The sequence below is a fragment of the Aquisalibacillus elongatus genome (genome assembly GCF_003843875.1).
GTDB classification, from domain to species: Bacteria; Bacillota; Bacilli; order Bacillales; family Alkalibacillaceae; genus Aquisalibacillus; species Aquisalibacillus elongatus.
This window is the reverse complement of record NZ_RKRF01000014.1, coordinates 101157-125796: the sequence shown is the minus strand read 5'-3', so window position 1 is coordinate 125796 and position 24640 is coordinate 101157. Positions and strand designations below refer to the sequence as shown.

The window sequence follows — 24640 nt, the reverse complement described above, 5'->3', positions numbered from 1 at the left end:
AATTAAAATTGGCTGGTTTATGTCCAGTTAAATACCGAACTCAAACCAGCCAATCAGCTGCATAATTAAAACTCTAACTTTTTGGGGTCACCACCAAGTTTTACTTGCGGGTGGTTTTTTTCGTCAAAAGGTCTGAAAATAAATTTTTTACAAACTTTACGACAAGTTTCGCACTCAAAAGTTCTCAAAAACGGTCTGAACGAATAAAATAAGGGTCTAAACGAGCCAAAAATGGTTCTGGATACTATAAGAACGAACAAAAAACTCCCGGTTGAATTTCAACCGGGAGTTTTAACTTAGCAATTATTCAGCTGGCTCTAGATCTTCTAGAGAGTCGATGTCCATATATTCTGGAACTACGGCACCAATTTTAGCACCTTCTAGGTTTGCACCTAGGTCTACCATTTGGTCGCCATACTCTTCAAATTGGCTTCCGTGAGTTGCAGGTAACCAAGCTGCTACCATACCGTCAGCTTCACCTTCAGCAACTGCTTGCCACATAAATGAGTTATCAACTGGAGTAATCTCTACTTCATAGCCTAAGTCTCTTAGAACTGTTGCAACAACGTTTGTAGAAGCAACTTCAGAGTCCCACTCAACATAAACTAATTTTAGTGATTCACCATCAACAGCTTCTACGCCGTCAGTCCACTCACTTACTTTCTCTTCGTTTTCTGCTACCCAATCAGCAGCAGCGTCTGCTGGCTCTGCACCATCAGAAACGTCTAACATAACAGCGTTCATGTCTTCTACTGTCCAGTTAAAGTTATCTAATACTTGATAAGCTTCCGGTTGGTCGCCTTCTAGCCCTTCACGAACCATTGTTTTGATAACTTCTTCTTCACCATAAACACCTTCAGGATCTTTCAAGTATTTAAGGTCATACTTAGCGAACTTCCAGTGTGGAGTCCAACCAGTTACAATGATTGGCTCTTCATTTTCAATAGCATCACCTAAAGCTGTTGCCATTGCACCACTTGAAGTTGGTGTAACTTCCCACCCCGCTAAGTTGTCATAAGTTTCAGTTGCATCAATTGATGCGTTAACAACACCTGAACCAGACTCGATACCTGTAATTTCATAACCTAACTGCTCACTTACAGACTCTTCAGAGTCGCCTTCAGAACCGTCTCCGGAGCCGCCGCAAGCTGCAGTAATTAGCGTTAATGATAAACCAGCTGCTAATCCTACTTTTTTCCAAGTACTTTTGAACATAATTAATTTACCCCTTTCCTTTTTAAATATATATATGGAACTCTCAGCTAGTAGCTGAGAGGAGCCAACTATGCATTTTTATTAACCAATTGTGTAAATCGGTCAATTAAGATCGCTAATACAACAATCGCTGTACCAGCAACGAAACCTGGTCCAACATCAGCGTTTTGTAGTGCTGATAATACGTCACGACCGAGACCTTTTGCACCGATCATTGACGCAATAACAACCATTGATAGTGATAACATAACGGTTTGGTTAATACCAGCCATAATCGTTGCTTTAGCCATTGGTAGTTCAACTTTTAATAACTTTTGTATACCAGTTGTACCAAAAGCGTCAGCTGCTTCTACTAATTCTGTTGAAACTTGACGAATACCTAAGTTCGTAAAACGAACAACCGGTGGTGTCGCGAAAATGAATGACGCGAAAATTCCCGGTACCATACCGATACTAAAGAATGCTACGGCTGGGATTAAATATACGAACGCTGGCATTGTCTGCATGAAGTCTAATATTGGTGTAATAATGTTTTGAGCCCAGTTACTCTTAGACATCAAGATTCCAACTGGAACCCCAACAATAACTGAAATTAAACTAGCAAACAACACTAACGTAAATGTATAGCATAACGGTTCCCACAATCCTTGGTTTTGGATAAATAGTAACCCAATAACCGTGAAAACAGTTAAACCAATTTTCTTCCCTGTTAAGAAGAATGCCAATACCGCAATTACTAGAATCATAATTAATGGCGGTACACTAGTTAATAAACTTGCGAACCAATCTAGGAAATCTGGTACATTTTCTTTAATTGGTTCGAATATCCAGGCAAAAGTTTCTTTTATCCAGTCAACTGCCTTTTCAACACCTTCGGACATTGGAACTTTTGGTAAATCAAGGCTATTCAACATCTTCTGTCACTCCATTTCCATTTGCCAATGCTGCGATCACTGCACCACGGACAATAATGCCGCGCAGTTTTCCTTCTTCAACAACAGCAACTGGCACAGGTGAATCATGAATTAAATCAAAAATTTCTTGAATTGACGTATCTTTCTCTACTTTTGGAACATCTGTCTGTAGAATATCTCTTAAATCTGACTTACCTTCTTTACGCGCAGCAGATACATCGTCTGCATTAACATAACCTTGTAGATTACGAGAACGGTCAGTCACAAAGATACTAGATAAACCTTGCTCTCTAATGCGCTCTAACGCAACACGAGGACCGTGTTTATCAATATCGACTGTTTCTGGTCGTTTCATAATTTTCTCTGCCGTTAATACTTTCGAACGATCTACATCCTCAACGAACTTCTCAACATAATCGTTAGCAGGATTAATTAGAATTTCTTCAGGCGATCCAATTTGAACAATTGAACCGTCTTTCATAAGTGCAATTCGATCACCAATTCTTAATGCTTCATCTAGATCGTGTGTAATAAAGATGATCGTTTTCTGCATCTTTTCTTGTAAATCTAACAATTCGTCTTGCATATCTTTACGAATTAGTGGGTCTAACGCAGAAAAAGCCTCGTCCATAAGTAACACTTCAGGATCGTTAGCAAGCGCACGCGCCAAACCTACACGCTGTTGCATACCTCCTGAAAGTTGGCTAGGTAATTGCTCTGAAAAACTTCCTAATCCAACTAGATCTAAAGCTTCACTTGCCTTCTCAGAACGTTCTTCTTTATTAATACCTTGAATTTCTAAACCGAACTCCGCATTTTCTAAAACGGAACGGAAAGGGAATAAAGCGAACTTCTGAAAGACCATACTCATTTTTTCACGACGAACGGACCTTAATGAGTTCTTATCCATTGTTGCAAGATTTTCGCCATCAATTTCTACATTACCTTCAGTTGGTTCAATCAATCTATTTAGTAAGCGGACTAGCGTTGATTTACCACTTCCAGATAAGCCCATGATTACGAAAACTTCGCCTTCTTCAACTTCAAAGCTTGCACGGTTAACCCCTACCGTACAACCAGTTTTCTCTAGGATATCTTCTTTTAAATATCCTTGATCCAGTAAAGATTGTGCTTCTTTTACTTTCTTACCAAAAATCTTGGATAAATTTTCAACTTTGATTACTGGCACTAACTTTCACCTCTCTCATACTTTTAATCTACCACTTTTTTCCTACGCACAAACCGTTATGTAAAACGAAATCACTTTTTCTACTATAATAGACTATCGTTTAGAATTCAAATTTCCTATACCGACAAATCAGTTCATATAGACTGTACAGTTTCAACTTTATAAACTTTACGCCATCGATTAAGGGTTTTTTCTTTGAAATACTCGATTTTTCTTGGTGATTTGTGAGTTTCACTTATTTTTAAAGTAGGTTATGGTAGAAAAAAGGACTTCGTCGGAAGGAGGCTTTTAACTTTTTATAATGAATACAACAACATCTAACATCGAACACGTTAATCATTTAATGATCTCTGAGTTCTCCAAAACACTTGAAATGTTCGCCCTAAACAAAACCGAATCTCAACTTTTTGTAACGATGTTTCTAAATGAGGAGCCTATGACACTTGATGAAATGAAAGAGTCCTTAGGAAAAAGTAAGACAGCTATGAGTACTGCTTCTAGAACTTTATTAGATTACAATTTAATTGAGCGTGTTTTCAAAAAAGGTGCACGCAGAGATTTATATCAGGCTAAAAAGGACTTATATGAGAAGTTTATGAAAACATATGTTAATCGCTGGTTAGAAGCATTAGACCAACAGATCACGAGCCTTGAAACGATTCGAACAGAGTTAAATCAGCAAGACAACCGCGAAGTTAATATGTCTAACAAAATTAATGAAGCGATTAAATTTCACCGTTCATTAGAAGATGTATTTGAACAAATCAGTAAATATGACCAATAGTTGGAAGAGTTGGCACGGCATCAGTGCCAACTCTTATTTCATATAGAATTATGTTAAAATTAAGTTATAGAAAAATAATCAGGGAGTCGATTAGGTGAATAATAATCAAACTTATTCGTGGCAAGAAGCGCTTTTATATTCCCATAAGATGGCACAATTAACGAAAGCCATTTGGAAATCATTAGAGAAGGATTGGCAAGAATGGGTAAAACCGTTTGACCTCAACCTGAATGAACACCATGTTCTATGGATTACGTATCATTTACGTGGCGCTACTATTTCTGAGATTTCTAAGTTTGGCGTCATGCACGTTTCGACAGCGTTTAATTTTTCAAAAAAGCTTGAACAAAGAGGACTCATCACCTTTTCAAAAAAAGAAGATGACAAACGAAGCACTTATGTTAAGTTAACAGATGAGGGCGTTCGATTGTTTGAACAAACAATGGATGCTCATGACCCCGAGCGAAACAGTGTTATGAAGGCATCTTTGCCATTAAAGAATATTTACGGTAGTTTTCCTGAATTTCAAGAACTAGAGTCAATTGTGAAGCATTTATATGGAGATGAATATTTAGAGATTTTAGACCGTTCTATAGAGAGTTTAAAAGACGAAACTTAACACCCTCTAATGACTGTCGTCATGGGACTTCAAAACCCATTTAAATTTCTTAAAAAAATTTACTCAAAAAGGGTTGAAATTTTCCTCCAATGAGCGTATTATTCGTTGAGAGTTATTATAAAACTAATACTCAATAAATCGAATATACTGCTATGAAGGAGGCCCTATTATGACTTGCTGGAAATCTATTAACGTAATGAAAGAAATTGGTTATAATAGGTTAGTTATTTTGTCTACATTGCTAGGCATTACAACTCTACTATTTATGTATGTCCCTTTTTCAATTATCTATCAAGGTGTTACAATTAAAACACCTAGCATATATATGGTTTTGAGTAGTTTAATTTTACTACCATTACTTCACAAAATGGCACATGCAATACCATTACTATTTACTGATCGAGAATTCCAATTTCGTTGGAGTTTCAAATATAAATATTTCCCTATATTAAAAATTAAGATTAAGTCGAGTTTATCTAAAAAGACATCTATTATTACGATGCTAGCACCAACTCTCTTAATCACAATGCCATTAATGGTTGCATTAATTGGATTCCCAATGTATTTTCCAATTATTATTCTTTGCCTATCAATTAATATAGGCATATCATTGCCTGATTGGATTGCTTTAGCTTATTTTGTTAGGGCTCCGAAGAATAGCATCATAGAAAAATCCAAAGAAAACTATGATATACTAATCAAGTCACCTTAATTTTTTAGGAGGAGATACTTTGCTATTTGTTTATGTTCCTTTTGCTTTATTTGTATTATATGCTTTTAATTCACTAGCACAACGCTTTTGTGAAAAATCTGAGCTATCCTCAGAAAAAAGCAGCAAAGTATTTAGAACAATAAATGTTTCAATGCTAATATTGCTTATTTCTTCTTATTACGAAGTCAATTATTTATAAAAGTATAAAATTCCACTCCCCCCTCAACATTTAAGGGGGAGTTTTTTATTTTAAAAAATCTTTTAGATTTCGTTCTTCATTCTTAATATACTCTAAACAAAAACACTCTGAAGACTGTATGATCTCCAGAGTGAATAGTTGTTACTCTTATAGCCCATTTCAGTTAAACCCTAGTACCAAGCAGCACCTACAATAATTAATAAGATAAACAACACGACGATTAACGCAAACCCTTCGCCATAATAACCTTTGCCACTCATTCAACTCACCTCCTTGGTTATTTAACTACAGTATTTTATGTGCTTTATTTTCCATTCGTTTAGGCGTTTTCAGAAAAATATATAGAACACTCTTGTCCAATTGTGATATATTTATGTGTAGAACATTACATATCTTTAGGGGGAAATACTTATATGAAGAAAGTTTTATTAATCTTGTTAGCACTTGGACTAGCAGTCTTAGCTGCTTGTACTGATGATGAAAGTAATCAAGAGGACGAGCAAGAAGACAATCAAGAAGTAGTAGCAGAAACAGCTGCTGGAGATATTACAAAAGATGAGTTTTATGAGGAGTTAAAAGAACTCCACGGTGAAAAGGTTCTACAAAGTATGGTTACTAGAAAAGTCCTCAACAATGAGCTCGATGAAGATCATCAAGTAACCTTAGAAGAAATTGATGAAGAAATTCAAGAAACAAAAGATCAGCTAGGCCAACAATTTAATCAGGTTCTTCAACAACAAGGAATTAGTAACGAAAAAGAATTACGTTACACACTATTATTAAGTAAGATTCAATATCAGTTAGCTGCTCAAGACATCGAGATTCCAGAAGAAGAAATCAAGAATCGTTATGAACGTCTACAAACTGAAATTCGTGCACGACACATATTAGTCGATGAAGAAGAAACGGCTCAAGAAGTCATTGATCTTTACAACGAAGGAACGGATTTTGAAGAATTAGTAAGTGAATATTCAACTGATAGTGGTTCTGCTAGTAACGGTGGGGATCTCGACTACTTTTCAGCAGGTGATATGGTTAAACCATTTGAAGATGCAGCATATGCTTTAGAAGTAGGAGAAATCAGCGAACCAGTTCAATCTGATTTTGGTTGGCACGTTATTTTGATTGAAGATAAACGCGATGCTGACATTGATTCTTATGAAGAAATGAAAGATTCCATTGAAGAGGAAATGACAATGAAACAAGTCGATCAAGCTGCATTAAGAGAAAAAGTACAAGAGAAGTTAGACCAAGCTGAGATTGACATTCAAATCGAAGAATTCGAAAATCTATTCGAAACGACTAGTAATAGCTAAAAATAAGCTGGCATCTCGCCAGCTTATTTTTTATCTCCCTTATCTGCAATCATTTGTTTTAACTGTTGTTTAACTTGACCAATTTGTTTCATAAATCTGCGTGTCTCATCAGTTGATAGTTGATGTTGCCCGTAACGAACATCACGATAAATCTGTATTACTTCATCATCAATTAAATGATGAATCTTATATCGTTCTAACCAATCATGAATCGATTCATCGACATATCTACCAAGTCCGTTATTAATCGACCACTTTTCTAATTTGAAAAATGCTTTGCGAACTTCATTTTCAGGAGGCTTGGCCTTTGTTCTCCACTTCCAAAATTTTCGTTGTTCGGTTCTACTGGACTCTACATCGTACTCGTCATCATCTTTCGTTATATTGATATTTTGCATTAAATTTTTTCGGAATTTATATAGAAGAACAATAATAAAGATGACCACAAGCACGATAAAACCATAAAGCAAATGTTCACTCGTAATAATCGTCTCTCCTGCTTCATTGGGCACAAATGATTCCTCTTCTTCTCTACTACCTTCTTCTTGTTGGATGACCTCTTCCGATTCCGAATCAGTCTCAATATTCTCAATCCACTCAAAAAAAGGCGATAGTAAGAAGATGAAACTATTTAATAAAAAACTTGTAACGACATTATAAATGGTGCGAAATAGAGGGAATAACGCAAATATTAACGCTGCACTACCAAACGTAACAAACCCTACACTAATGACGGTATATAATTTCTTTTTAAAGCCAGTACCTTTCTCCTGACTTAAGTTATGGATCATTTTCCCTAAATACATCAAGAGTAATTGAGTTAAAAATAAATAAACAATGATGTTAACTTGATGCAGACCTCCATAAATACCTGAAACATAACCTATAAATACCGCTACTGACGCAAGACCTACAAACACTTTTTCACTTTCCATCTCTGGTTCCGCTTCGTGCCTTATTAATCGGTAGACAGCTAACCCACTCATCATAACGGCAATCGTTATACTAATATTCAGTAATAAGGCGATTAAAATCAAAATCGGAGCTAGAATCAAATAATGACCAAATCTGAGAGTCGATTGAAACCATAGTCTCAATCCCCAAAAACAGCCAACAGATATTAAAAGCCAAATAATATAGCTGACCGTATTAATCTCACTACTATACACCATTTGATAAGCATGAATGATAATAATGAACCCTAATAAATCGACAGCTACCTTTTGGATCAAGTTTACATTATGACCCATACTGTTCGCCTCCCTTCTTCTCGACAGGGAGTAGCTCTGAGACGCCTTCAACCGTTTCAACATGATAAACACGATGACCTTGTCGTCTCCACAAATTCAATACTTGTTCATGTTGTGCTTCTAGTGTCCCTAGATGAATCACGTAAGGTGGCTTATACTGTTGATTAACATGTGCTAATGTTTGGTCGTATGGTGCTGTTAAACCTAGTGGATTGACTCTTGCTAATAGTTCTAATGCTCTCATTAAATGATTATGGCCCTCGCCTTGAGGTAAATGTATGTAAGGTACTCCTTTTCGACCACGTACATTAATATAAATTTCAAATGGGATCTGGTTTTCGGTTGCATAGCGACAGAGATAAGCTAGATGTTCTAATAGATACTCTATTTTTCCGATCACACCGCCGTGATAAGGGACCTTAACGTTCACAACAAAGCACCAAGATAATTGATTCACCTTCTCAACGACCTTCGTTTGAAGTTGATCTTTTTTTGCTGTTGCCTTCCAATGAATTCGATTAAAGGGGTCACCACTAACATAGTCTCGCGTACCGTATTGTAATAAAGGTTGTTCATAAATTGAATGTTGTGCTTGTTGGTCCCCGTTATTCCTTGGTTCTAATAATTGAATCCCTTTAACTTCTGTAAGCGATGGGTACACAATAACTTCTTGTTTATAGAAACGGTTATAAATCAGATCAATTTCGCCGAACCCTAACAAGTTTGGAACAACAATCTTTATAGATCGAACCTTCCCAACACCTCTTGATTTTGCTATGACAGGTAAGGTTACCTTTTTGCTTTCAAAACTTAACAAGGTTAAAGGTAATTCGACAGTTTCATTATTCGTCGATTTCGAACTGCTACTAATGTTAGACTCTAAAACGAGATCATACGTCACCACAATTTTAGCATTAATGATAGGTAATATACCTCTTTGCTTAAACCACAAATAAAGCTCTGCTTGATCACCAGGATAACACCTGACAATACGTTCTGGATTTTCAATTACCAAATAATCATCTACATGTTTGTCGTAGAACTGACTAAACACATGTAACAAAATTAAAAAAATACCACATAGCATTAAAACCGGGAACTGGCCAATTGATTCAAACAAACTAAAAATAATAAAGAAAGCACCTGGAAGTGTTAACCATAAATAAAGGTTCGAACTTCTAATTCTTTTCTTAAACATTAGCGTTCGACTCCGATTTCAACCGGTACTTCTACTGTACTCAAAATCTCCTCCATTACTTCAAGCTGATTATTCTTCGTAGCTGCTTCTAACGTTAGAACGAGGCGGTGAGATAAAACGTAAGGAGCCATTTCTTTAATATCTTCTGGCGTGACATAATCACGACCATTAATCGCTGCACGAGCTTGAACGGATCTCATTAACGCCAAGGTTCCCCGCGGACTTACCCCAACTTGTGTTAAATTGCTCTCTCTAGTTGCACGAACGACTGATAATAAATATTTTTCTAGTTCATCAGATAAATAGATGTCTTTAACTTCATGTTGATACTGGAATAATTGTTCTTTAGTAATGCTTGATGTAAGTTCATCTAATGGATTTGATTGTTTATGCGTGTGCATGATTTCTTGTTCTTGTTCAAATGTTGGATACCCCATATCAATTTTCATAAAAAAACGATCCATTTGAGCCTCAGGTAATTCAAATGTACCTTGTTGTGATTCAATTGGATTTTGAGTCGCAATCACCATATACGGCGGTTCAATTGGCACAGTTGTACCATCAATGGTCACTTGCTTTTCTTCCATAACTTCTAATAAAGCAGATTGAGTTCGTGGGGTTGCACGGTTAATCTCATCCGCTAATAAAACGTTTGTCACAACAGGTCCTAGACGTAATTCGAATTGCTGATCTTTAGGATTAAAAAAGTGTATACCTGTAATATCAGATGGTAGAACATCTGGTGTGAACTGAATTCGTTTAAACTCCCCCTCAATCGACTTAGCAATACTTTTAGATAACATCGTTTTACCTGTACCAGGGACACTTTCTAATAAAACATGTCCTTCGTTTACGAGAGCGTTTGAAATCAATTCAACGGTATCACCTTGACCAATGATTACACTCCCCACTTTACTTTTTATATCATTCACAAACTCTTGTAAACTCATAATCCTCTCCCCCTGTTTCTTTATTCAATCGTCGGTTTATAAAAAGAACGGTTCTCTAATGGGTAAATACGGTCAGTAAACTCACCAGGTTTCACTTTTTCTAATGAACGGTCCAACATATTCATTTTGGCATCCATTAAATCAATTAAGTGAAGGACTTCAGCTTCCCGTATTTGAGGTGGTTTTGGACTTCCCCACTCTGCTTTACCATGATGCGATAAAATCATATGTTTAAGAAGTAATACTTCTTCACCTTCAATTCCCAGTTCGTTGGCAGCCAACTCGACTTCATCAATCATGATCGTAATATGACCTAATAATTTACCTTCCAATGTGTAACTAGGAGACATTGGACTCGATAACTCCTGAACCTTACCGATATCATGTAAAATAATACCCGCATACAATAAATCTGTATTAAGTGTCGGATACAATTCCGATAACTGTTTTCCTAGTTTCAGCATTGACACAATGTGATGTGCTAACCCAGCTGCATACTCATGATGATTTTTCGTAGCTGCCGGATAAGTGAACAATTCATGCTCATATTTTTTAATAAAATAACGAATGATTCGTTGTACATTTGGATTTCGCATTTCAAAGATTGTTTTTGTCATATATTCTTGAAGTTCTTCAACAGGAACGGGTGCTTTTTCCATAAAATCTTCCGGATGTATACCATCAGCAGCTGTTGCTAATCTGATTTGGCGGATGTTTAATTGAGGTTTTCCTCGAAACTGTCTTATATCCCCTTGAACATGGACGACACTTTCTGGTGTGATGACCTCTTCATCATCTTTCATGACCTCCCAAAGCTTGGCGTCGATTTCCCCGGAACGATCGCGAAATATGATAGTTAAAAATGGCTTACCATTACTGGCAACACCTTTATCAGCAGACTTAATTAAAAGATATCCTTCAAATTGTTCCCCTACAGAGACATGGGCGATTCCCTGACTCATTTTAATCTCTCCCCTTTAACTTACATTTAATTGAAGCATCTCGCCTTCTAGATGTTCTAAATCTTTTTCATAGCAAGTAAAATAAAGCATTTGTTGGTCGTGCGACAGTCTTCTTAACTGGTCTAAAACTTGTTCTTTTCGGTTTTCATCAAAGTGGACAAAAGCATCATCTAATATAAACGGCACATTAATTAAGCGTTTTAGCGAGTCGTTTAGCGCAAATCGAAGTGAAATATAGAGCTGATCCGCCGTTCCTTCTGACAACTGGTTTAAATTAAACCAATCACCATTAACATGTTGAACTAAAATTGTCTCATCTTGAGTAAACGACAAGTTTTGATAATGTCCGTCTGTTAATTTGTCAAAATATTTCTTCGTTTGTTCCATAATATCAGGTAAATACACATTTTGGTACCTGTATTTTGTATCTCGTATAAATCCTTGAGCTGTTTTAGACACTGCCCATTTTTTGGCTAACTCATAAATTTCCTCTTCAAGTTGTGATCGTTCGTGAACTAAGTCGGATAAAATGCCGTCTTCTTCGAGATTTTTAATTTGGGCTCTTTTTTCTGATAGTTTTTGCCTATGATTTTCCAGCGTTTGTTCAGTGGTACTCTGCTGATTTTGTTTATCCGATAACCATGCCTCTAATTCATCCCAATCGTAACTTTTCTTAAGAATTTGATCTGTTTTCTCTTGAAAAATTTCATAAATTAATTGATATGTTTGATCCAATTGCTCGTTTAAATTTAAATACTCTTCGTAATGCTGCAACTGACGTCTAAACTCATTTTCATTATCAACTGAGGCCTGCCTATACAATTGATTCAATGATTGTTCATATGGTTCTTGAGCAGCCTTGATCTGCTTGAGTTCCTGATGGTAGTCTTCAATCCATTGTTGTTTTTGTTCGATTTCTCTTTGCCATTTTTCTTCTTGTTCTAATCGGTCTTGCATAACGTTAGAGAGTATATCTAATTGGTCTGAACTCGTATTAGGTTCATACAATGTGTAGAGCTCTTTTAACTGTTGCTCATCATGATGCAGTATTTCTTTCTGTGAGTCTAGCTCTATTTCCTTTTGTATAAGTTGTTCTGAAACTGATTTACCTTGTAACAATTGCTCGTGGACATTGGGCCAGAAATAAAGCTCATATTGTGATAAAAACGGGAATTTCTCAATTTCTTGATCAATTTGTTTTTCAAGTTCTGATAGTTGTTCCTTTGTGTGATCTAAATCTGTTTTAATATCTGACCTATTCGATTCAATCACATAAATACGCTTTACAATTTCGTCTAATTTGTTTTGATCTTGTTTTTGCTTATTTAACTTCTGTTTTACCGTCATTAACTGTTGTTCATCATAACTATTTGCTTCTTCTTGACCATGACTCATATTGTTTAATTTTTGCTGCTGCTTTTGAATCAACATAATTGAGATTATTGATACGATTAACCCAAATGCGCCTAGTCCATAACTAACTCCTGAGGTAAATCCGTTAAAAACACCGTTTATAATAAAGGCTAAGATCAAGGTTACTGGTATCCCCACTTTTGCCATATTAAAAAATTGTTTCACATGGCTTAAGGAATTTTGTTGATGTCTAAGTTGATCTCTAAATTGCTCTTTCAGCAGCTCTTTTTGTTCGGATAATCTAAGGTCATCTAGACGTTCTTGTAGTTTTTCTTCTTCAGTTTCACTTAACATTTGCTGTTGAAGTTCTTCTTTCTGTTGCTCTTCTTGATTTAGCTCCTCTTGCTTCGCTCGATATTGTTTATTAAGAGAGCTCACCTTACTTTGAAGGTCTTCCCATTGGTTTGCAATGCGTCGCCACGTTTCTTTTGTATAGTGGCCAAGTGATAACTCTTTCATCTCTTCTGCTTCAAATGTTAACCCTAGATCGTCCTGAATTTTATTAAACTCAAACGTCAGCTGTTGCTGTTCTTTCTTTAGTTTTTCAACATTTGATTGTGCACGTTGCACTCGATTTAGTAGTTCTTTACATTCTGTTAAATTTATTGACCAATTTTCATACTGGCTTTTAGTTTTTAGGTCAGTCAATTGATTTTCTAAATTCTGGATCGTTGAGGTTAAAACATTATGTTCTTTATCGAATGATTGACGTTTTTCCATTAATTCTTCAAAACGTTTTCGACCGTCTCGTGGAAAGTTATAGACAAATTTCAGTTTTTGAATTTTATTTTGTAGTAATTGATAATTAACGATTGAAGACTTTGACTGAAGTAGTTTTTCATGATGCCTTATATCTTGTAAAAGCTGTTGTTCGTCTACCTTAAGCTGTTCTATCTGTTTTTCTAAACCGGTAACCTCTTGATATAAGGTGTGATGCTCATGCTCACGTTCATTTGCTTCAGAAATACGCGTATCTAATTGTTTTAATTCAGTTAATTTTTGATTCAACTCTGGTTTTTTACCCTGTTTTTTAAATAAATCATCAGAATGATTGTCCAGCTTAGATTCCAGTTCAGAAATACGCTCAGAACCAGTTAGTCCAATGTTAAACAATAATTTTCCGATATCATCTGTTTGATACTGACGAATCGTTTGTAAGTCACGGTCCTGAAATGAAAAAATGGACTCTAGCAAGAAACGGTCTAACCCTTTTAACAGTTGTTTCACACGGTCTTCATTAGACACCTCACCTTGCTTATAAACAACTCTGTGTCCATTTTGTTTATGAGAAAATCGCTCAAACGTCCATTCTTCTCCATCTTCCTCTAGAACAACCCGTCCACCCAATTGTCCATCCAGCTTTGATCGATATCGCTCCCGCTCATCAGCCTTTAAGCCAAAAAATACATATGTTAAAAACATTCTAAGCGTTGACTTACCGGATTCGTTTGGCCCATAAAAGGTATTGAGACCATTTGTTAAATGCAATTTCTTTTGATTCCATTTTCCAAATGACACAAGATCCAACTCTTTAATCCGCATCTTCTCACCCATTTCTTAAAAGTTCGTGTAAAATCATTTGTTCGGCTTCTTGTTTGACTTCTTCTTGAAAACGTTCTTGGTCAAACGCTGTATGTCGCCTGAAAATTTTGTGTTTTAATAAATCTTCAAGATAATCATCTAGATCTTCTGTTTGCTTAATGGTTTGTAACACTTCAGATACAAAGAGGTTTGTTTTGGATAGGTCTTCCGAGATGATTTGAGGTTCTTGAACGTTTAATTCGCTGAACCATATCCAATAAGGTTCATCCTCTTCCTCTTCGTTCAAAACGGATAACACATCTTCTATTTGTTCTGAATCTAGAGTTAGTTCACTTGCTTCATTCAAATGAACCTGCATCCGCACCACGTATTTTTGGTGTTCCTGCCTTAAGGTCTTTTTTACACTTTGAAGTTTTTCGATTAGATCATCTATTAAATGAACATTATCCAAAGCAATTTCTTCTTCAGTAAATACGACTTCTTGTAGAGAATAAAAGTTGAGGTCAGTCTGATGATCTGAGAGTTCTACTAAATAACAACCCTTCTCACCAGTTTCTTTCATATGACGCCCCTGTATATTCCCTGGATAGACTGCGTAAGGTTCATCCATAATCCATTCACGTTTATGAATATGACCTAAAGCCCAATAATTCGCATCGACTTTTTTTAGGTCTCCTAGTGAGAACGGGGCATATACAGCGTGTTCATCCTGACCTTGTAAGCTGCCGTGTAAGGTAGCAATATGATAAGGTGCATCACTCGTTTTGCGATAATTCTCGACCATACGCTCTTTTACTGATTGGCTATAGTAGCTAAACCCGCTAATTTCAGCAACTCTCTCTCCGTCTTTTTCAAAAACGGCGTTAGTCACTTCGTGTGAGGGAAAGACATATGTATTTTCTGGAAAAGTTAAATTAACTTTATCTTGCATCATATAATCATGGTTGCCATAACTGATATAAACTTTGATGCCTTGTTGATTCAAACGTTCTAATCCTTTTTTTAATTGCAAAGAAGATTTAATTGATGTTGACTCTTGGTCAAATAGATCCCCAACGATTAAGAGGAGGTCAACATTTAAATCAATAGCTAAATCAATTAAGCGATTGAAGGCTGTCATCGTACTCGTCTTAATATCTTGAAAAATACGATCTGGCAAACCTTTCAATCCTTTATATGGGCTATCTAAGTGCAGGTCAGCACTATGTATAAATCGAATATTTTTCCCCATATTTAAACCTCCAAAATTTGTTATATCTCTATTTTACCAAATCCAAAACACGAATGCACGTTCGGTTTATATTCAGACATAATTCCTTTACTATTTACAAAAATCAAAAAAATCCATATAGTTAAATTAGATAGATTGAAGGGGGATTAATCATGAAAACATACTTTCTAACAGTTTATTCTAAAAAAGGTGAAGCCATATTAAATGAGCAAATTGAAGCTAATGGTGATGATGAAGCGAAAACAATAGGCACTGAGAAGCTTAAGGAACAAAATTTTGAAGAAGAAACGCATCGCTTAGTGTCACCAGATGCACGACTATTACTGTTTCATCGATAATATAGAAAAACCCGAGTCCGCTGACTCGGGTTTCGCTTTATTGTTGGCCTTCGCCTTCTTCACCATAAAGCTCTTCTAATGGCTTTGTGATGACTTTACTAATGTCAGAAATTAAATTGTTTAAGCGCTGTTCTTCTTCCATTAGTTTTGAGATATCTTCCTGTTGTTGGACAAGTTCAACAACTTGTTTCGCTTGGTTTACTTCTTCTTCCGTAATTTCTTCACCTTGCATTTGTTTTTGTTGAAGGTTAAGCTGTGTTTCACGGAAATCATCAAACATCTTCTTCGTTTGAGGGTCGTTCATTACTTTGTCGTAAGCTTGTTTTAAATCTTGAAATTCATCACTGTTTCTTAGACCTTTTTCAAGGTCATAAGCTAAATCATAAATATTAGCCACAATATACCTCCTAATAGTTCATTACTTACCCACTGTACCAAAGAATAGACTTGCTGTATAGTCATATCCTCAGGCGATTAGTATTACGATTACTCCTTGAATCAATCCAATCATTCCACCGAGAAAAGCACCTAAATATGTAATCATATTCATTTCTCGTTTTGTAATTTCTAACACCAACCGTTCGATTCTAGACACATCAAACGACTCGACTTCTTTCTTCACTAAATCATATAAATCAAGTTGTTTTAATAAAACTGGCATTTGTTTTGATAACTGGAGCAGTAACTGCTTAACAAGGTTAGGTACCCATGTTCGTTTAATATTGCTTATATAATCAGACATTAACTCACCAATAGGATTATTAGCTACAGATGTTATATCAAGTTCATTCAGAAGAATATCTGATACTTGATCTTCTATAGCTGGATTGCCTAGATTCATTCGAATTTCATCAAGGTTCTGGCCTTTCAATTTTTCCCATTCTTTTCGAATTAAGTTCTCGACAGAGTGTTTTGTCTCATCTGAATTTAGAAACATTGTTATGGCTGGGGTAATCTTCTCAGCTAAGCCGTCTTCACCTAGATAAGATGAAACCATATTGCCTAAAAAGCCTTGTGTTTGCAAAAACTTCGAAGCACTATCTGATATCTTCTGTTTGCCTTCTTCACTCAATAAAAAGCCTTCTATTTGCGTTAATACATAATCCGATAACTCTGGTAAGTTTCGCTCAATATTTTGCGCGACGTCATGCGGAAGAATGTCCTCTAAGCTTTGGTTTTTATATTGTTCGTAGAGCTGGTGCAGCTTTTTCGAGATAAACTGATCTACTTCTTGTTCAACTTGATTAAGTTCAAAGTTAGGATTTATCTTTTGCAACAATTCAATTGTCGTTAACTTGCGGTCAACAACATCATCAATTTGACGATTTATCATGCTGACCATTTGTTGTTGAAATTGTGGATCAACTACCTTTCGTTCCAACGAGTCACTCGTCACAAGATAATCCGTTACGACTTTTCCGAGCTGCGCTGCAAGTTCTTCACGTCGTTTCGGAATTAACCCCGGGGTAAAAGGAAGTCGCCATTTTCCAATGTAGACTGGCTCATAAGGTCTGAACAACATTTTAATTGCTAAATAGTTGGTCATCCCCCCGATTAATGCACCTATAAGAACCATCATGATTATGATAAATGCTACGTTCATATTTTCACCCTTTTTGTGCGTGTATTCCTATATATTTTTATCATGAATACCGATTTATTACCAGTATTGACGAATTATTCAGTGCGCAAACTATAAACAAACGAAAGGAGGTTGTGATATTGGCCAAACCGGGAAATCGAGACGAAGATAGCCGTAGCAAGTATGACCTTGATGTGGACCGAATGCTTAATGAAGGTTTAGCCGGTGGATATGTAAGGCCAACTTATAGTCAAGTACAAATTGGCGAAACCCATGAAATTCGCAAAAATGACGAACCCTTCAGTCCGACCAAACGTGAAACACCGGATGATGAGTAGTATAGATGAACCTCCTCTTTATGGGGAGGTTTCTTTTACATAAGAAAAGAGGGCCGTAATGACCCCCTCCATATTATCTAGCAGGCAAGAGGTTTTATTGATTTTCTCTTACCTGCTCTAAATCTGTTTTTTATTGTTTAGAGGTTTTATTGACGTTTTGTTACTGTGATCCACCTAATTGTTGTTCTGCCATTTGTACTAGACGCTTTGTGATTTCACCACCAACTGAACCGTTAGCGCGTGAAGTTGTGTCTGGTCCAAGCTGAACACCAAATTCTTGTGCAATTTCTGTTTTCATTTGATCTAAAGCTTGAGCAACACCTGGTACTACTAATTGATTTGAGTTGTTGTTTTGTGCCATTGTGTCTCACCTCCTGTGTATCCATATTTTCTACAGGAGGATGAAACTTATTTACGGTAATTTTTGGCTACTTTTTAGCGTTTGGTTTCGTCATTTCTTTTGGCACGACGAGCTTGTCAAATTCATCACCAGATAGAATGCCTGTCTCTTCTGCCGCTTCACGTAACGTTAAACGATTTTCGTGTGCATATTTGGCGATTTTAGCAGCATTTTCGTAACCAATATGAGGATTTAATGCAGTAACTAGCATTAGTGAATCGCTTAAGTATTGTTCGATTTTTTCCTCATCTGGCTCTAAGCCAACTAAGCAACGATCTGTGAATGATTCCATGCTGTCACCTAATAATTGACAAGATTGCAGGAAGTTATAGCCAATCATTGGTTTATACACATTAAGTTCAAAGTTACCTTGACTTGCTGCAAAACCAATTGCGGCATCGTTACCCATCACGTGTGCTGTTACCATTGTAATAGCTTCACTTTGAGTTGGATTGACTTTACCTGGCATGATGGAACTTCCAGGTTCATTTGCAGGAATCGAAATCTCACCAATTCCACAACGCGGCCCACTTGCTAACCAACGCACGTCGTTCGCAATTTTCATCAGATCCGCGGCTAATCCCTTTAATGCACCATGTGTATGAACTAACTCATCATGGCTAGTTAAAGCATGGAATTTGTTGGGCGCTGAAATAAAAGTACCGTTTGTCTCATCATTAATTTTCTTAGCGACCGTTACCGCAAATTCAGGATGTGCATTAATTCCTGTCCCTACTGCAGTACCGCCTAAAGCAATTTCTCGAACGTATTTTAAAGTATCTTTGATCATATTCTCGGTTTTTTCTAACATACGATGCCAACCGCTAATTTCTTGTCCTAATGTTAATGGCGTGGCATCTTGAAGGTGCGTACGTCCGATTTTTACTATTTCACTATAAGCATCTGATTTTTCTTTAAGCGTTTGCTTCATTTTCTCTAATGCAGGTAAAACATGCTCTTCAACCTTCTTAACAGACGCTATATGTAAAGCAGTAGGGAATGTATCATTTGAACTTTGTGATTTATTCACGTCATCGTTAGGATGTAGCCGAGTCTCTTTCCCTTTTTCTTCCAGCCATTTGTTGCCTACATGCGCAATTACTTCGTTCACGTTCATATTTGATTGCGTACCACTTCCAGTTTGCCAAACGACTAGTGGGAAATGCTCTTGTAAGTTTCCAGCTAATATTTCATCAGCCGCATGAGCAATGGCGTCTGCTCTTTCTGACTCTAATAATCCTAATTCTTCATTAGCGCGTGCAGCGCTTTTCTTTAAAATCGCAAAACCTTCAACGATCTCCTGAGGCATTTCTTCATTTCCAATCGGAAAGTTTTGTTTACTACGTTGTGTTTGAGCTCCCCAATATTTATCACTTGGAACTTTAATTTCACCAAGCGTATCTTTTTCAATACGATAATCCATGAGACATCCTCCTTATAGCTTGTATCTTTTCACTTTTATCATATCAAAAAACCTTTACAAAAACGAATAACAAACTACCAATTACTAAAAAAGAGTGCACGTCATATGCACTCTTATTCCACTAATCCAAAATATTCTTCTACTGTTAAACCTGACTCATAAATATCTGTTGCCATTTCTTCTCCAAAATACCTTAAGTGCCAAGGTTCATAGCTGTAACCTGTGATGTCGCTTTTTCCTTCAGGATAACGAATGACAAAACCGTATTCATGGGCATGTTCTGCAACCCATTGACCTTCTGGAGTATTGCCGAAGGAATTTTCAAGATTAAATGCTAGTGCAGCAATCGTCACATCCATTGTAAGACCTGTATGGTGCTCACTGTGCCCTGGAACTGCTGAATATTTATCAGCCCATTCTTGTCCCCTTGTATTTACATTATTATTATATATTCTTCGCTGAGTATCAATCGAGCGATACCCTGATTGTGCATAAAGTTCATAACCTGCTTCTTCAGCCCCAGCAAATAACTCCTCTAGTGCATCGGCGGCTTCTTTTCTCATAAGTTTTTTTGTAGAATGATCATTTTTTACATTAGGTTCGACTAAATTTTTCGGCTCGAAATCCATTGGTAATCGTCTGTCTTTGTTCACAATGACATCAATGGCATGAGGGTTGTTCACAATGACATTTCCATCTTCGTCTACTTGCTCTGGTTCGGGTAATTCAGGCGCTTCCTTTTGTTCCAATGTATTCTCAGTTTCTGCTAATAAATTGCCGTCATAACTTTTGTCTGACTCAGATGTACAACCTGCTAAAAGTAAGATTCCTACTGTAAATAAAATTATTTTCCTCATATTATCCCTTTCTGTACTCTCTATTTCTAACTACTATGTTAACACTCTCTATTTGTTTTGACCAAAGACCATTTTACTGTTTTTAATTTTTTTCAAAGCAAAAAGCCACCTCATCTAGGGCGGCTTTTTACTCAAGCTAAAGATATTTAGCATATCGTTTACTTAATTCATGAAACGTTTGTTGATCGTCTTGATCAATCGCTATGTTAATTTGCTCTTCTAAAGCATTTTTATTCCACATAAATACTAATTCATCTAACACTAATCGTGCGGCCAATTTAATGTCATACGGGACTTCCCTTTTGGCTTTAATGGCTACCCGCTTTGGAAATTGGTATCTAATGAGCACATAAGAGGTCACTTGTTTTTTCATCTTTTCTCCCCCTTACTCCCTTTTTTCTATTATAATAAAAAATCATCAAAAATTGCAACAATATTCAGAAAATATACAAAAAATTTTGTTGATTTTTAAAAGGAAAATGAATTTATAGGTTATATATCACGAAACACACTCTTTAAAACAAAAAAATTCCTGACATGTATTCAACATGTCAGGAAAAGCCTCTTGTTGGGAGAGAGGTGTATATGAACTTCGCTATAATAGCGAAGAGTTCACCAAAATTTAGTTGTTAGGTCCTTTGCCATTACCGTTTCCAGGTCCTTTGTTACCTTTAGGACCCTTCTTATCTTTTGGTCCTTTATCTTTTGATTTGTTTTTGCCCATTTCTTTGGCTTTTTCAGAAGGGTGAACTTCGAAGTTTTCTTCGCGATCAGATTCTACGCGAACTTCCGAGTCCTCTTCTTTTTCTTCTACAGTCGTTTCGTTATTTTCTTCAGTTGATTCTTCAGTATTTTCACTTTCATCACTTGAATCTTCTTCAGTTGACTCTTCTTGGTCTGTTTCTTCTTCAGTTGATTCCTCTTGATCTGTGTCTTCTTCAGTTTGGAATTCGTCAGTAATTTCATTTAGTTGTTCATAAAGGTCCGATAAGTCATCATACTTAGCTTCTAGACGATCTAAAGAGCGCTCAACATTACGCTTCAATGCTGATTTAGCTACTGGATTTTTAACTTTTTCCATGTTTGTAGCTAATGAAAGCACATTCTGACCGACAACTTCGGAGTCCTCTTCTTCTTGTTCTTCGTTAGACTCATCGTCTTCATTGGATTCTTCTTCATTAGATGATTCTTCGTTAGATTCTTCATCTTCTGTAGTTTCTTCTTCTTGATTCTCTTCTTCACCGTTTTCTTCTTCAGAGCCGTCTTCTTCTGATGACTCTTCTTCATCAGAATCTTGAGATTCCTCTGATTGTTCTAAGATAGTTAAAGCTTCTTCTAAAACTAAATTAGCTTCTTCCTCATTTCCTTCTTCATAAAGTGCCTCGGATTCTTGAATTTGTTCTAATGACCAATTCAAGAGTTGTTGTAGGCGCTCAGAATCATTTTCTTCTAGTGCTAATGCTAGTTGGCTGTGAGTTTTACCATAATAAGAAAATAACTTCTCTTCCAATGTCACCTGTACTTCCTGACTATCTTCTTGATCGTCAGTGTCGTGATTGTCTGCTGAAACACCTAGTGGCGCTAAGACTAATGATGCCGTTAATGTAGCAGCAGTTAAGGAATGAATCGTTTTGTTGCGCTTCATCTGATCACCTCTTTTGTGTATTTCACTCATAATTTACGATGAAGCACATAATGGTTTGGGGGTATTTTAAAAATTTTTTTAGTTTAAAAAATATTTGTATGTGTAAGCAAACGTTTTTATGTATTATTTTAAAAAAAGAAACCTCATTAGAGGCTTCTTATCCTGAAATCTTATTGGTAATGTCAAATGTTCTTCTCGCTTGATGTTCTACTGCTTTTTGAACATCATCTTGAATATTACCTTCTCCATCAACAGTTGTACTAGTTCCGTATGGGTTTCCACCAGAGGCAAAAATGACGTCATCTGTATAGCCCGGCCCAGCTATAATGCATCCCCAGTGAAACATCGAGGTATAAAAATTACTCAATGTCTGTTCTTGACCACCATGTGGGTTCTGCGCCGAAGTCATGGCACTACATACCTTATTAACCAACTTACCTTGAGCCCATAATCCTCCACAAATATCCATAAATTGTTTAACCTGTCCAGGCACATTTCCGAAACGCGTTGGAAAACTAAAGATAAAGCCATCCGCCCAATCTAAATCATCCGGAGATGCTTCTGGTACATCCTTTGTCGCCTCGTAATGTTTTTGCCAAGCAGGATTTTGAGCAATAGCGTCCTCAGGTGCTGTCTCAGGAATCTTTAAGAACTTAACCTCTGCTCCCGCTTCACTCAAGGCACCTTCTGCCCACTGTGCTAGCTGATAATTGGCACCTGTAGAACTATAATATAACACTGCTATCTTAGCCATACACTCACTCCTCATAAAAGTTATACACTATAAAATTCTTCCCTAGAATGTTGAATTTATGAATGATGAGTGATTATCTTCATCGGTGAGTTCCCTCTTCCAGCGGGTGAGTTTCCCCTTCCATCGGGTCTGTTTCTCCTTCCACCGGGTACGTTCCGCCTTCCATCGGGTCTGTTTCTCCAATAAAAAAATCACGTCATAGCGACGTGATTTTTACGAAATAGCTTCTAACAATTTTTGATTCAAGTGTTGGACGTCTTTCCAGCCGTATGCCGTCTCCTCATAGGTTCCGTGCCCAATTGTAACATTTTCTGCCTCAACGACTTTAGCGCCGTAGCGTACATAAAACTTACCATAAAGATTCCTAGTTAAAATCCAGACGAGCAATGATTGATAACCGTCCTGAATCATTTGGTTAACAAACTGCTTCAAAAGTTCATGGCCGACTTTATGACCTTGGTATTCTTTTAAAACATAAATATTATAGATCTCTAATTCATAATCGAAGTTTTTTGTTCGTTCTTGACCGCCTGAGATAAATCCGATGATGTCGCCATTATTGTGTTCAGCTACATAGACATACTGCTGAACTCTATTTGAAGCCAAAGTCGTCTCCCACATAATTTTTCTATGTTCATAAGTCATGACTTGTTGAAAGTCTTCATTAGCTAAAAGAGGTTGGTAAGTCAATTTCCAAGTCTGGTCGTGTACCTTTGCAATTTGTTCTGCATCCTTTAATGTAGCTTGCCTTACGTTGAACATTGTATCCCTACTTTCATCACATTGTAAGTAAGTAAACCGTAACAATTGAGCCGATCACGGCAAAAATGACATTAATATTCGTTAGAGCAATAATTGCAGCCACAATGCCCCCTACTATTCCAACAAAAGGTCGGTCATTAATCACGGTCATAATTCCGGGAAAAATTAAGGCACCTAAAGCCGCAAATGGAATGGCATTTAACCAGCGGCTCACCCAAGGTTTAAAGGTCGACTCTTTCATGAAAAAAGCTGGCAAAAAGCGCGGAACTGCAGTGACAATAGCCATGCCAATAATCGTTAGCATAATCATGATTCATCGTCCTCCTTTAACAAGAAAATCCCTAAGAAGCTACCGATGATCGTAGCTAGGACAATCGACCACCCTTGAGAAAGGTTTGCCAATTCCATTAGGATAAAATTTAACATCATACTAAAAATCGCAATAATTCCAATTCGCCATTCCTTTTTAACAGATGGAACTAATAATCCAATAAACATCGCATAGAGCGCTATCCCCATACTTTCACTCAAAGCTTGAGGCAAAACGTCACCTAAAAGCGCGCCTGCGAGGCTTCCAAAGATCCATCCGATGTACGCAATTAGAATTAAGGACAAATAAAAATAAGTTCCATTCTTATATTGTGCTTGATCTTTATTCAATGATGAAACAGCAAACGTCTCATCTGTCAGACCTAAAGACAATGGAAACTTCCATTTTAACGGAAAACGTTTGCCCACATTCATAAACGACATGCTCATGATAAAATGTCTAAAGTTCAAAACAAATGTCGCAATAACAATTTCAAAAAACATCGCGCCAGCAGCAAACATCCCTGCTGCCATGAACTGGGCTGCTCCAGCAAACACTAATACACTCATCATCGTCGTTTCTAATGTTGATAAACCTGACTCCTTAGCCAACACACCATAGGCTATCGCAATAGGTAAGTACCCTAAAAAGATTGGGAATCCAGACACAATTCCTTGTTTGATCGCTAGTTTACGGTCTAATGTATCGTTTGGTTGTATTGAATCGATGTGTTCCAT

27 protein-coding genes are annotated in these 24640 nt (G+C 36.7%); 6 read left to right on the top strand and 21 right to left on the bottom strand.

Annotated elements, in window-relative coordinates; genetic code table 11:
• Positions 1-303 precede the first annotated feature (303 nt).
• The 3 genes from EDC24_RS14580 to EDC24_RS14570 all read right to left on the bottom strand — a co-directional run bounded on the left by EDC24_RS14580 (position 304) and on the right by EDC24_RS14570 (position 3318).
• Positions 304-1215, bottom strand: coding sequence for a glycine betaine ABC transporter substrate-binding protein (locus EDC24_RS14580; protein ID WP_124223835.1), 912 nt, complete (start codon positions 1213-1215; stop codon positions 304-306).
• Between the two features lie 68 nt (positions 1216-1283).
• Positions 1284-2129: an ABC transporter permease gene (locus EDC24_RS14575; protein WP_124223833.1), complete on the bottom strand. Its 846-nt coding sequence runs from the start codon at positions 2127-2129 to the stop codon at positions 1284-1286.
• Positions 2119-3318 carry a quaternary amine ABC transporter ATP-binding protein gene (locus EDC24_RS14570; RefSeq protein ID WP_124223832.1) on the bottom strand — a complete coding sequence of 400 codons (1200 nt, stop codon included), beginning with the start codon at positions 3316-3318 and terminating at the stop codon, positions 2119-2121. Before EDC24_RS14570 ends, EDC24_RS14575 begins: the two co-directional genes overlap by 11 nt.
• Positions 3319-3619: 301 nt before the next feature.
• On the opposite strand from EDC24_RS14570, the gene EDC24_RS14565 reads away from it, so the two are divergent.
• From EDC24_RS14565 to EDC24_RS14555, 3 genes are all read left to right on the top strand, one after another.
• Entirely contained in the window at positions 3620-4102 is a 483-nt protein-coding gene (locus tag EDC24_RS14565; protein WP_124223830.1) for a GbsR/MarR family transcriptional regulator, read from the top strand.
• 94 nt (positions 4103-4196) lie between these two features.
• On the top strand, positions 4197-4721 hold the full coding sequence (locus tag EDC24_RS14560) for an HTH-type transcriptional regulator Hpr (protein ID WP_124223828.1): 525 nt from the start codon (positions 4197-4199) through the stop codon (positions 4719-4721).
• Positions 4722-4890: 169 nt separating this feature from the next.
• Entirely contained in the window at positions 4891-5433 is a 543-nt protein-coding gene (locus EDC24_RS14555) for a DUF3267 domain-containing protein (protein ID WP_124223827.1), read from the top strand.
• A gap of 369 nt (positions 5434-5802) precedes the next feature.
• On the opposite strand, the gene EDC24_RS14545 is transcribed toward EDC24_RS14555, so the two are convergent.
• Positions 5803-5892: a YjcZ family sporulation protein gene (locus tag EDC24_RS14545; RefSeq protein ID WP_124223824.1), complete on the bottom strand. Its 90-nt coding sequence runs from the start codon at positions 5890-5892 to the stop codon at positions 5803-5805.
• 153 nt (positions 5893-6045) lie between these two features.
• On the opposite strand from EDC24_RS14545, the gene EDC24_RS14540 reads away from it, so the two are divergent.
• On the top strand, positions 6046-6948 hold the full coding sequence (locus tag EDC24_RS14540; protein WP_124223822.1) for a peptidylprolyl isomerase: 903 nt from the start codon (positions 6046-6048) through the stop codon (positions 6946-6948).
• Positions 6949-6971: 23 nt separating this feature from the next.
• On the opposite strand, the gene EDC24_RS14535 is transcribed toward EDC24_RS14540, so the two are convergent.
• The 6 genes from EDC24_RS14535 to EDC24_RS14510 are packed head-to-tail and all read right to left on the bottom strand — an operon-like array spanning position 6972 to position 15494.
• Complete coding sequence (locus tag EDC24_RS14535; protein ID WP_124223821.1) at positions 6972-8198, bottom strand: hypothetical protein; 1227 nt, start codon at positions 8196-8198, stop codon at positions 6972-6974.
• Positions 8188-9396, bottom strand: coding sequence for a DUF58 domain-containing protein (locus tag EDC24_RS14530; protein ID WP_124223819.1), 1209 nt, complete (start codon positions 9394-9396; stop codon positions 8188-8190). Before EDC24_RS14530 ends, EDC24_RS14535 begins: the two co-directional genes overlap by 11 nt.
• Positions 9396-10346, bottom strand: coding sequence for an AAA family ATPase (locus EDC24_RS14525; RefSeq protein WP_124223817.1), 951 nt, complete (start codon positions 10344-10346; stop codon positions 9396-9398). The genes EDC24_RS14530 and EDC24_RS14525 overlap by 1 nt, the downstream gene beginning before the upstream one ends.
• 20 nt (positions 10347-10366) lie before the next feature.
• The gene (gene yhaM, locus EDC24_RS14520) at positions 10367-11308 is read right to left on the bottom strand and encodes a 3'-5' exoribonuclease YhaM (protein ID WP_124223816.1); all 942 of its coding nucleotides are present in this window, start codon (positions 11306-11308) and stop codon (positions 10367-10369) included.
• Positions 11309-11323: 15 nt separating this feature from the next.
• Positions 11324-14275, bottom strand: coding sequence for an ATP-binding protein (locus tag EDC24_RS14515; protein WP_124223814.1), 2952 nt, complete (start codon positions 14273-14275; stop codon positions 11324-11326).
• Positions 14268-15494, bottom strand: coding sequence for a metallophosphoesterase family protein (locus EDC24_RS14510; protein WP_124223812.1), 1227 nt, complete (start codon positions 15492-15494; stop codon positions 14268-14270). The genes EDC24_RS14515 and EDC24_RS14510 overlap by 8 nt, the downstream gene beginning before the upstream one ends.
• Before the next feature lie 152 nt (positions 15495-15646).
• Here EDC24_RS14510 and EDC24_RS14505 point away from each other — a divergent pair, with 152 nt between their 5' ends.
• Entirely contained in the window at positions 15647-15832 is a 186-nt protein-coding gene (locus EDC24_RS14505; protein ID WP_124223810.1) for a YhzD family protein, read from the top strand.
• 37 nt (positions 15833-15869) lie between these two features.
• Here EDC24_RS14505 and EDC24_RS14500 read toward each other — a convergent pair whose 3' ends face one another.
• The gene (locus EDC24_RS14500; RefSeq protein ID WP_124223809.1) at positions 15870-16229 is read right to left on the bottom strand and encodes a YlbF/YmcA family competence regulator; all 360 of its coding nucleotides are present in this window, start codon (positions 16227-16229) and stop codon (positions 15870-15872) included.
• A 69-nt stretch (positions 16230-16298) separates the two neighbouring features.
• On the bottom strand, positions 16299-17435 hold the full coding sequence (locus EDC24_RS14495; protein WP_124223807.1) for a DUF445 domain-containing protein: 1137 nt from the start codon (positions 17433-17435) through the stop codon (positions 16299-16301).
• A gap of 119 nt (positions 17436-17554) precedes the next feature.
• On the opposite strand from EDC24_RS14495, the gene EDC24_RS14490 reads away from it, so the two are divergent.
• Positions 17555-17752: a hypothetical protein gene (locus EDC24_RS14490; RefSeq protein ID WP_124223806.1), complete on the top strand. Its 198-nt coding sequence runs from the start codon at positions 17555-17557 to the stop codon at positions 17750-17752.
• 160 nt (positions 17753-17912) lie between these two features.
• Here the strand turns inward: EDC24_RS14490 and EDC24_RS14485 are convergent, their stop codons facing one another.
• The 9 genes from EDC24_RS14485 to EDC24_RS14445 all read right to left on the bottom strand — a co-directional run bounded on the left by EDC24_RS14485 (position 17913) and on the right by EDC24_RS14445 (position 24640).
• The gene (locus EDC24_RS14485; RefSeq protein WP_124223804.1) at positions 17913-18113 is read right to left on the bottom strand and encodes an alpha/beta-type small acid-soluble spore protein; all 201 of its coding nucleotides are present in this window, start codon (positions 18111-18113) and stop codon (positions 17913-17915) included.
• Between the two features lie 67 nt (positions 18114-18180).
• Complete coding sequence (gene fumC / locus EDC24_RS14480) at positions 18181-19575, bottom strand: class II fumarate hydratase (RefSeq protein ID WP_124223802.1); 1395 nt, start codon at positions 19573-19575, stop codon at positions 18181-18183.
• Between the two features lie 113 nt (positions 19576-19688).
• Complete coding sequence (locus EDC24_RS14475; protein ID WP_124223800.1) at positions 19689-20432, bottom strand: D-alanyl-D-alanine carboxypeptidase family protein; 744 nt, start codon at positions 20430-20432, stop codon at positions 19689-19691.
• A gap of 136 nt (positions 20433-20568) precedes the next feature.
• Positions 20569-20805, bottom strand: coding sequence for an IDEAL domain-containing protein (locus tag EDC24_RS14470; RefSeq protein WP_124223799.1), 237 nt, complete (start codon positions 20803-20805; stop codon positions 20569-20571).
• Between the two features lie 249 nt (positions 20806-21054).
• Positions 21055-22077 carry a hypothetical protein gene (locus EDC24_RS14465; RefSeq protein WP_124223797.1) on the bottom strand — a complete coding sequence of 341 codons (1023 nt, stop codon included), beginning with the start codon at positions 22075-22077 and terminating at the stop codon, positions 21055-21057.
• 157 nt (positions 22078-22234) lie between these two features.
• The gene (wrbA, locus tag EDC24_RS14460) at positions 22235-22831 is read right to left on the bottom strand and encodes an NAD(P)H:quinone oxidoreductase (RefSeq protein ID WP_124223796.1); all 597 of its coding nucleotides are present in this window, start codon (positions 22829-22831) and stop codon (positions 22235-22237) included.
• Positions 22832-23044: 213 nt separating this feature from the next.
• Positions 23045-23593, bottom strand: coding sequence for a GNAT family N-acetyltransferase (locus EDC24_RS14455; protein ID WP_124223794.1), 549 nt, complete (start codon positions 23591-23593; stop codon positions 23045-23047).
• Between the two features lie 16 nt (positions 23594-23609).
• Positions 23610-23903 carry an AzlD domain-containing protein gene (locus tag EDC24_RS14450; RefSeq protein ID WP_124223793.1) on the bottom strand — a complete coding sequence of 98 codons (294 nt, stop codon included), beginning with the start codon at positions 23901-23903 and terminating at the stop codon, positions 23610-23612.
• Positions 23900-24640: an AzlC family ABC transporter permease gene (locus EDC24_RS14445; protein ID WP_124223791.1), complete on the bottom strand. Its 741-nt coding sequence runs from the start codon at positions 24638-24640 to the stop codon at positions 23900-23902. The genes EDC24_RS14450 and EDC24_RS14445 overlap by 4 nt, the downstream gene beginning before the upstream one ends.